The 8,641-nt window shown below is 64.0% G+C and carries 6 protein-coding genes, 2 tRNA genes and 1 rRNA gene; 1 reads left to right on the top strand and 8 read right to left on the bottom strand.

Going from position 1 to position 8,641, the window contains the following annotated elements; genetic code table 11:
• Window positions 1–117, bottom strand: a 16S ribosomal RNA gene (locus tag FVP60_RS10665); the annotation flags it as partial.
• Window positions 118–696: 579 nt separating this feature from the next.
• On the opposite strand from FVP60_RS10665, the gene FVP60_RS10660 reads away from it, so the two are divergent.
• Window positions 697–1,572 (top strand): endo alpha-1,4 polygalactosaminidase, encoded by an 876-nt coding sequence (locus FVP60_RS10660; RefSeq protein WP_147826256.1) that lies wholly within the window; start codon window positions 697–699, stop codon window positions 1,570–1,572.
• Window positions 1,573–1,593: 21 nt separating this feature from the next.
• Here FVP60_RS10660 and FVP60_RS10655 read toward each other — a convergent pair whose 3' ends face one another.
• From FVP60_RS10655 to FVP60_RS10625, 7 genes are all read right to left on the bottom strand, one after another.
• Window positions 1,594–2,529: a PfkB family carbohydrate kinase gene (locus FVP60_RS10655; RefSeq protein ID WP_147826255.1), complete on the bottom strand. Its 936-nt coding sequence runs from the start codon at window positions 2,527–2,529 to the stop codon at window positions 1,594–1,596.
• The gene (locus FVP60_RS10650) at window positions 2,526–3,533 is read right to left on the bottom strand and encodes an ADP-ribosylglycohydrolase family protein (RefSeq protein ID WP_147826254.1); all 1,008 of its coding nucleotides are present in this window, start codon (window positions 3,531–3,533) and stop codon (window positions 2,526–2,528) included. Before FVP60_RS10650 ends, FVP60_RS10655 begins: the two co-directional genes overlap by 4 nt.
• 226 nt (window positions 3,534–3,759) lie before the next feature.
• Window positions 3,760–3,836 (bottom strand) — tRNA-Met (locus FVP60_RS10645).
• Between the two features lie 22 nt (window positions 3,837–3,858).
• Window positions 3,859–3,930 (bottom strand) — tRNA-Thr (locus FVP60_RS10640).
• A gap of 60 nt (window positions 3,931–3,990) precedes the next feature.
• Complete coding sequence (locus tag FVP60_RS10635) at window positions 3,991–5,187, bottom strand: M23 family metallopeptidase (protein WP_147826253.1); 1,197 nt, start codon at window positions 5,185–5,187, stop codon at window positions 3,991–3,993.
• Between the two features lie 227 nt (window positions 5,188–5,414).
• Window positions 5,415–6,203, bottom strand: a complete 789-nt coding sequence (locus tag FVP60_RS10630) for an inositol monophosphatase family protein (RefSeq protein ID WP_147826252.1) — start codon at window positions 6,201–6,203, stop codon at window positions 5,415–5,417.
• Entirely contained in the window at window positions 6,200–8,629 is a 2,430-nt protein-coding gene (locus tag FVP60_RS10625; RefSeq protein ID WP_147826251.1) for a YhgE/Pip domain-containing protein, read from the bottom strand. Before FVP60_RS10625 ends, FVP60_RS10630 begins: the two co-directional genes overlap by 4 nt.
• Window positions 8,630–8,641 lie beyond the last annotated feature (12 nt).

Here is an 8,641-nt window from a genome sequence, read left to right as displayed (position 1 = left end):
GTGTTACTCACCCGTTCGCCACTGATCCACAGAGCAAGCTCTGCTTCACCGTTCGACTTGCATGTGTTAAGCACGCCGCCAGCGTTCATCCTGAGCCAGGATCAAACTCTCCGTAAAAAACGATTGCAAACAAACCAACCGGAAAAAGGCCGGAATGCTGCGAGTTCAATCATGACCAAAGAGATAAATCATTGCTGACTATCCATTGCCTAGCCGAAAACGACTAGGTCTTTGATCCAAAGGAATTCTCACCCAGCCGAAGCTAGACGAGGATAATTTGGCATTTGACAAGTGCACGCTGTTGAGTTCTCAAGGATCGGACGCTCCCCCACCCGATCATTCCTGACCAGCCGAAGGGCAACTTCTCTATCTTACCCAGCCGATTCGTTCTGTCAAACCGACACGCGGTTTGTTTGGAACTGTTTGGGCTGAGTTTCCACTGTAGCTCATCCTTGCGGATCTTGCTAACCGGGATGTTCGCCAACTTGAGGGGAGCCAGGCCTTCCGGCCTTTCGCTCTACCCTGTGGGGCGAACAAGTAATAAGTTACGCGGGTTCTGGGGTTCCGGCAAATCAGACTCAACCCTCGGGCGTGTCGCGTGAGCGCTTCCGCGGAATCACGCTACTTTTTGTCTTTTGGGCTCATGTTTGGCACACAAGGCTGACCGACGCACTGCTTCGTCCGTACAGTGAGCACATGTGCTCTGCCCGTTCTGGTCGCCTGTTTCGCGCCGCCGGCGTTGCCGTGGGAGCAATGCTGATTCTTGCGGGGTGCACCGCGAGGGATGATCACTCCCCCACGCTTCCGCCACCGCTCGGATCGCTGTCGTATCAACTCGGTGGCTCCTATCCGCCACCCCATGAAACCGACATCGTGGTGCGCGACCGCGTGGACTCCCCCTCACCCGCGGCCGACTACAACGTGTGCTACGTGAACCTTCTTCAGACGCAACCCGATGGTTCCACCCCCGAAGCGACCGCATACGGAACCACCGCCTGGTGGCTTGCGAACCATCCCGATCTCCTGCTGCACGACGACGCCGGCGCGCTGGTGATCGATCGCGATTGGGACGAAGCCCTGTTCGACGTATCGACCGCGCAGAACCGCGACGCCCTGTTTGCGATTCAGCGCGAGTGGATTACCGAGTGTGCCCAGAACGGGTTCGATGCGATCGAGCCCGACAATCTCGACGCCAATACCCGCTCGGGCGGCCTGCTCTCCCACCAACACATTCGCGACTATCTGACCCTCGTCGTTCAGCACGCGCATCATGAGGGTTTGGCGATTGCCCAGAAGAACGCGATCGACGATGGCGACGGGTTCGGCGACAAGGGCGGAACCTTCATCAACGGCACCGAGGGATTCGACTTTGCGATCGTGGAACAGTGCGGATACTTCGACGAGTGCGCGGCATACGCGGCGGTATACGGCGAACGCGTGTACGACATTGAGTACGATCGCGAGGGCTTTAAGCGTGCGTGCGCGAGCTACGGCTCGACCGTTTCGGTGCAATTGCGCGACCTTGACCTCACGGTGCCCGGCGACACGGCGCACATCGAGGAGCGCTGCTGAAGGTTAGAGCGCCGCTGAGCGCTAGCTCGCCGCTGCGCGCACTAACAACGCGTCAAGTTGCGCGCGCGTTGGCGCTGTCGCTGGCCCGCGTCGGGTGACGGAATCGGCCGCCGCGACATTTGCGCGACGCAACGCCGTCGGCAAATCAAACCCCTCGGCAAGTGCCGCAGCCATGGTTCCGGTGTGGGTATCACCCGCGCCCGTGGTGTCAACAGCGACGACGCGCGGCGCCGACACGTGGCCGTGTGCGCCGTTGGAGCGCCAGGTGCAGCCGGTGGAACCACGTCGAATGACGGTCGCCGTCTCGGGGCGCAGGCGCAGCAGCTCGCGGAGGGCAAAGTGCTGGTCGGTCGGCACGACGCCGGGCGTCAACTGCTCGGCTTCGGCGTCATTGAGGGTGAGCACGTCGGTGCGGGCGAGGAGCGCGTTCCAGATGGACTCGGGAATCTCGTCAACAAGCGGGCCCGGGTCAAAGACAACCGTGGTTCCGAGCGGGAGCGATTCGACCCACTCCGTGAGCGCATCGCGGGAGCCCTCATAGACGGCGTCGTAGCCCGAGACGCAGACGACGTCGTCTGATTGCGGGCGCACGGCGTCGAGGTGTTCGGGCGCGAGCCGTGACTCGGCGCCTGGCGAGGTGATGAAGGTGCGTTCGGCCTGATCGTCGACGAGCGTGATGCAGACACCGGTGTCGCCCGAGGCTGCAGCGCCGGGAACCCGCGTGATGCCCTCGCTCGCGAGCGCCGCCGAGGCGAGTTGCCCGTAGGGGCCCGATCCGATCACTCCGGCGTAAACGACGTGCGCTCCGTGCCGGGATGCCGCGGCGGCGAGGTTGAATCCGCCTCCCACGAGCGCCTGCAACGGCGAGGCGAGCACGTCGCCACCGGGCAGCGGCACGGCAGACACGCTCACCGTCAAATCGACAATGATGCTGCCCGTGCTGATGACGCGGTTCATGCGCGCTCCCTCAACTGCAGGAGGCCGTCGACCAGCTCGTCGGGATCCAGGCCCGCGTTGACGGCGAGAAGCTGCTCGCGCACGGCGATGGGAAAGGCTTCGGAACCATGGTGCGCGCCGAGCATCGCGCCGGTCATCGCGGCAATGGTGTCGCAGTCGCCGCCGATGCTGGCCGCTTCGCGCACCGCACGCCACGGGTCGCCGCGAAACAGGTGCGCGATGGCGATGGCCGCCGGCACCGACTCCTGGGTGGCGACACTCGTGCCAACCAGATCTGCGATCAGGTTCAGAGCCGTCGCCTCATCGTTTTCGTCGACGAGATCGAGCGCCCACTGCACGCGCGCCAGCATGTCGGGCGCCGGAACATAGTGGCCGCGAGTGGAACCATCGGCAATGGCGTCGAAAGAAAGGTCAATGCTGTCGTGCCAGTCAAAGCCCGAGATGCCGGCCGAGACGATGGCCGCGACCGCTGCGGCACCGGCCAGGGCAACACCGGTGTTGTGGGTGACGAAGCTGGCATCGACAACCGCGTCAACCAGCGTGCTCACCTCGTGCACGGGAGTCGCGATGCCGACGGGTGCGATGCGCATCGCGGCCCCGTTTGTGTCGCCCCATCGCCCTGATTCGTGCGGCGAGGTTCCGGCGGCTACCGCAGTCAGCGCGCGAATCGTTGACGGGCCGAGGAGGTCTTCGGAACCACGGGCCTGCATGCGGTGTTGCCACGCCAGGAATCGCTCGGCGAGTTGATGCGGGTTGACGCTGCCATGGCCCTCAATGAGGAGCTCGGCAATCATGACCGCTTGGTCGGTGTCGTCGGTGACGCGGCCGGCCGCCATGCCGTGGCTGATTTCGTTGTCGGCGGGGGCCGGCTCAAAACCCGAGAGCACGCCGTAGCGTTCGGCGATCATCTCGCGCGAAAAGCACTGCGTCGGCATGCCGAGGGCGTCGCCGATGGCAAGGCCGAAAAAGGCACCGAGCGCCCGATCGCGAAGTACCGCTGTCATGTGCTCAGCGTAGCGCGGCGTATTCCGGCCCGCGAGGTTCCACCCGCGCACCCCTCCTGCGCCGCTCGCGCTCGTGCATCTCGCGCTTCCCTCGTATCTGGCGCGAAACACATTCTGGTCGGCGAGACACATGCGGCGCGGAGGTGTTTCGCCGACCAGAGTGTGTCTCGCGGATCAGAGGGCTTAAGGCAAAAGCAAAAGCCCCCGGGGATCCGGGGGCTTTATTTGGTAGCAGGAGCGGGGCTTGAACCCGCGACCTCACGATTATGAGTCGTGCGCTCTAACCAGCTGAGCTACCCTGCCACAGTCATCCAGAAGATGGCTGAGCCCCGAGTCAGGATTGAACTGACGACCCCTTCCTTACCATGGAAGTGCTCTGCCACTGAGCTATCGGGGCGTACCTGAGCGATTCAGGCAACTAGAAAATCGTAGCATCACTTTTGAGTGGTTTTGACCACTACCCAGCGTGCTCCTTGAGCCACGGCATCGGGTCGATGGTGGCACCGTTGACGATGAGCTCGAAGTGCAAGTGGGCGCCAAAAGAACGACCGGTGTTGCCGGTGAGACCGATTGGGTCTCCGACCTTGACTTCTTGTCCTTCGACAACGGCAAGTGAGCCGTACTGCATGTGCGAGTAGTGGCTCGTGATGACTTCACCGTCGATCACGTGATCAACGTAAACGGTCACGCCGTAGTTGCCACCATTTTCGGTAGCAATACGAACGACACCGTCGGCGATGGCCTGAATAGGTGCGCCAGCGCCGGGTGTGAAGTCGATTCCTTCGTGCAGTCGGCCATCACGCATGCCGTATCCGTACGACATGTCAACACCGACCGCGAACGGCCACTGAATCGCAGCCGTGCGGTCGTTGGTGAACACGTTTGACGAGTAGCTAATACCCGTCTCTTCGGCAATCTGCGCGGCGGTCACCGGAGCGTATTCGCTCTCGCGATCAACGGCCGCGTTCTGCACATCGCTCGAGGCGACGAAAGCTTGAATCTCAGACTCTTCGATGGGCGTTGCCGACGCGGCAACGGTCTCTTGCACAGTCGCGCTCGCCCCCATGAATGGCATGCTCATCGAGAACACAAACGCGCCGATGATGCCCATGACGCTGACGGAGAATCCGGCCGTCGCGATTTTGCGGAAGTTGGAGCGTGCGGTGCGGGGCGCGGAACCACGCACTTCGCTGAGCGGGTCTTCTGCGGCCGGCACTGTGCTTGGCTTTTCAACCACGTCAGTGATGGCAACCTCGTCGCTAAACGCAAACAGTCGCGCGGCGTGTTCAAACGCGTCCGAGTGTGACTCGGCAGCCGACTCTGCGGCTGCGCCGTCCAGACCGAATGCCGCGCCTGTCGATGTGGTCGTTGCGGCCGGCGTTTCGGCCAAAACCTCGACGGCAGGCACCTCAACCGATACCTCGGGAGATGCGACCTCGGGGGCCGAAGCGGCGGGCGCTTCGTCGGCAACGGCAACGGGCGGAACCACGGCTGCGGTTGCTGCGGTATTCGCACGTGCAACCGACGAGCGGGAGCGGCGGGTGGGCGCCGGAACCAGCGGAGCGGAGTTCGCGTTGGAGGACGATGCGTCGCTCACGTTGCCGAGCTCTGTCGCGGCTTCGCCAACGACGGCTGCGGTCGCCAAAGCGCGCATGGCACGACGAGTCAGAGGGGAAGCTAAAGCCTCTGATGGCCGTGCGCCATCATGTGCGCGCGATGCAGTCGCGCGCTCAGCTTCATTCGTCAAACGGGGAGGACTTTCGGGTTTTCGCCACTCGGGGGATGGCGATGGGGGACTTGCACTCTCTCAGACGAGAAAGTAACGAATAGATAAACACTACATGCGAGCGCCTGAGAACTCTATGGCAACGCCCGATTTTGTTAGGAATCGACCCGTTCAAGAATTTCACGCACGAGTTCTTTTGTACCCGCTACACACATCGGCCGCTCGGTATCGAGCATCGTGCGCTGCACCACTCCCCCGGCCTCGGTCACGAGCAAAGCGCCGGCAGCGTAGTCCCACGGCTTGAGGCCGCGCTCGAAATATCCGTCGAGGCGGCCCGCCGCCACAAACGCCAAGTCGAGAGAGGCTGCGCCCATCCGCCGCAAATCACGCGCCATCGGCATGACCCGAGCAACGTTCGCAAGGTCTCCCTCGTGCGTCGCCGGGTCGTACCCGAAACCCGAGGCAAGCAACGCGCCTGCTGGCCACGAGGTTGACACGGCGAGACGCCGCGGGCCGAGCCACGCGCCGCCGCCGCGCGATGCGGTGAACGTTTCGCCCAGCGCGGGCGCTGCCACCACTCCGGCACGTGCCGTCCACGATTCCAGGGCCGCACCACCGGTCACCGCGGCGATACTCACCGCATACGACGGAATGCCAAACGAGTAGTTAACGGTGCCGTCAATCGGGTCCACCACCCACGTGACGCCCGTGGTTCCGCTGGCATCGCCAGACTCTTCCCCCATGAAGCCGTCGCCAGGGCGCTCGGCCGCGAGCCGCGATCGAATCAGATCTTCGACCTCGCGGTCGGCTTCGGTCACGATATCCGCGAGGCTCGATTTGCTCGCAGCCACCGCCACGCCTTCCGATCGCCGCCGAGCCGCCAACGCCGCGGCTTCTTGCGCAATGTCTACGGCGAGGGCAAGCAGCTCAGCGTCAGAAGTCATGGTTCCACGCTAGCCGCTGCACTCCCCTGCGGCGCGACCTGTTCCTCCGCCGCAACGTCGGCCCGCTCCGGAACCACGGTGTCGGTTGGAACCACGGTGTCGGTTGCGTCCGCGTCATTCGGTTGCGCTTCGGCACCCTCCGGCTCATGCGCCTCGACAGGCGCGTCGGCGCTTTCACCCGCGTTGTCGATGCTTTCCAGGGTGTCGGGGCTGGTGACGGCCGAACGCACTCGGTGGTTGCGACGCGCGAGCCACGCGGCCACGATCGTCACGATCATCGCGCCGACAAACCAGACACTCAGCGCGAGGATGGCGGCACTGACCCCCAGATCTCCCCCGGCGATCATCGAACGGAACGCCTCAAGCGAGTGCGTCAGCGGCAACGCGTTGTGGATCGCCTGGAAGAAGCCCGGCGCGGTCTGGATCGGGTACGTGCCGCCCGCGGCCGAAAGCTGCAACACGATCAGCACGAGTGCGAAGAACCTGCCGGGCGCACCGAGGAGAGCGATGAGCGCCTGGTTGATGGCAACAAAGGTCAGGCTGGTGAGAAGCGCCATGCCCCACAGCCCCCACGGATTGACCGCGTGAATACCGACCGGGCCGAGCAGAATCAGAATTGCCAGCACGCTCTGCGCCAGCGCCATGATTGCGCCCGGAAGGTACGAACGCACGGCGGCACCGAATGCGGTGCGCGAAGTGACGAGGGCGCGCTTGTTCATCGCGGGGAACATCAGGTAGAACGCGAGGGCACCAACCCACAGCGCGAGCGACAAGAAGTAGGGCGCGAGGCCGTGGCCGTAGCCTGCAACTTCGTTCATGCGGGTGGCGTCGGTGATGACGGGGTCGCTCGTCACGCCGCTGAGGGCTTCGGCTTCGGCTTGCGTGTAGGTCGGAACCTCGTCTGCGCCGTCGACAAGACCGTCGTGCAGCTGCGTGGTTCCGTCGGCGAGCTCGCTCAAACCGCTGGCGAGATCACTCGCTCCGGTCGAAGCGTCTTGAGCGCCACTCTCGAGCGTTGCGGTGCCGCTGGCCAGCGAGTTGGCGCCGGTCGACAGCGCGCCAAGGCCTGTTGACAGCTCATTGGCGCCCGTGGCCGCGCTCGCGATTGCCGAGGAAAGGGTCGGGGCAGCATCGGCGAGTTTCTGCGTGCCCGCTGCCAACGTTGTGGCGCCGGTGCTGAGGGTTGTCGCCGATGTTGCGGCCGTGCTTGCGCCTGTGTCGAGCGTTGCCAAACCGTCGGCGAGCGCCGACAGCCCTGTTCCTTCTTCGCTCGAACCAAGCAGCAGAGCCTCGCCGGCTGCCAGTTTTTGCACGCTGGCATCGGCGTCAGTGAGTCCGTCGGCGAGGTCACCCGCGCCCGCGCTCAGTGTGCTGAGAGCGGCAAGCTTCTGCTCGTCGGTCAGCACGGGCCATGCAGCCACCAGGTTGTCGATGCCAGTCTGCAGGGTTTCAGCACCGGTAATAGCGCCCGGGGTTTTTGCCGCGAGCGCGGTCAATCCGTCGCTCAGCAACTGTGCGCTGTCGCGAGCCGTTGCCGCACCCGTAGCCGCTTTCGTGGTTCCGCTCGACAGCGTTGCAAGCCCATCAGACAGTTGGGAAGCGCCGGTGGCGATCGCACCTGCGCCGGTGTTGAGTTGCGTGGCCTGATCGGGCAGGTCTTCGGCATTGACCGACAGCAGCGCAAGGCCCTGCGCGAGGGTCTGTGCGCCGGTCGCCGCACTGTTGGCGCCGGTGGCGAGCGACGCGGCACCACTGTTGAGCGTCACGGTGCCATCGGCGAGATCTGTCAGCCCAACGACCAACGCATCAGAACCGTCCTTGGCTTTGGTGGTTCCGTCGGCGAGGTCCGCGGCGCCGTCCCGAGCGTCGGTCATGCCGGTATGAATGTCGCTGAAGCCGAGGTAGATCTGTTCGAGGTAGGCGGCGCTCACTTCACTGGCGAGACTCTCGCGCACGTTGCTCGCGATCGTGCTGGCAATCGTGCCGCTGATCATATTGGCGCCGTCGTTCGTCTCAATCGACAGTGTCGCCACCGATGCCTCGGTCGGGTCATTCTCGGCCGGGGATGCGGCGCTTTGCGAGAAGTTTTCCGGGATGGTCAGCACGGCGAGAACATCGCCGCGTTCGAGGGCTGCGGCTGCGTCCGCCTCGTCGTATTCCACCCAAGCGAAGTTGTTCTTGGCCGTGGAGTCGACCAGCTCGTCGGTGACCTCATCACCCAAGTGCAGGGTGGTGTCACCGGCGACGGCGGGGGTGTCATTGTTGACGACGGCGGCCGGAACCTGGTCGAGGTTGTGCGTGGGGTCTTGGTTTGACCACGTGAGGGCGCCCGCATAGATGAGCGGAATCGCGGCGATGGCGACCACAACGACGCCGGTTCGCAGGCGAGAAATGAGGGTGGAGTGGGAGCGCTTCTGTTTCGACATCGGTCGGCTTTT

Source organism: Microbacterium mitrae (assembly GCF_008017445.1).
GTDB lineage: Bacteria > Actinomycetota > Actinomycetes > Actinomycetales > Microbacteriaceae > Microbacterium > Microbacterium mitrae.
This window is presented reverse-complemented; position numbering and strand designations above follow the sequence as displayed.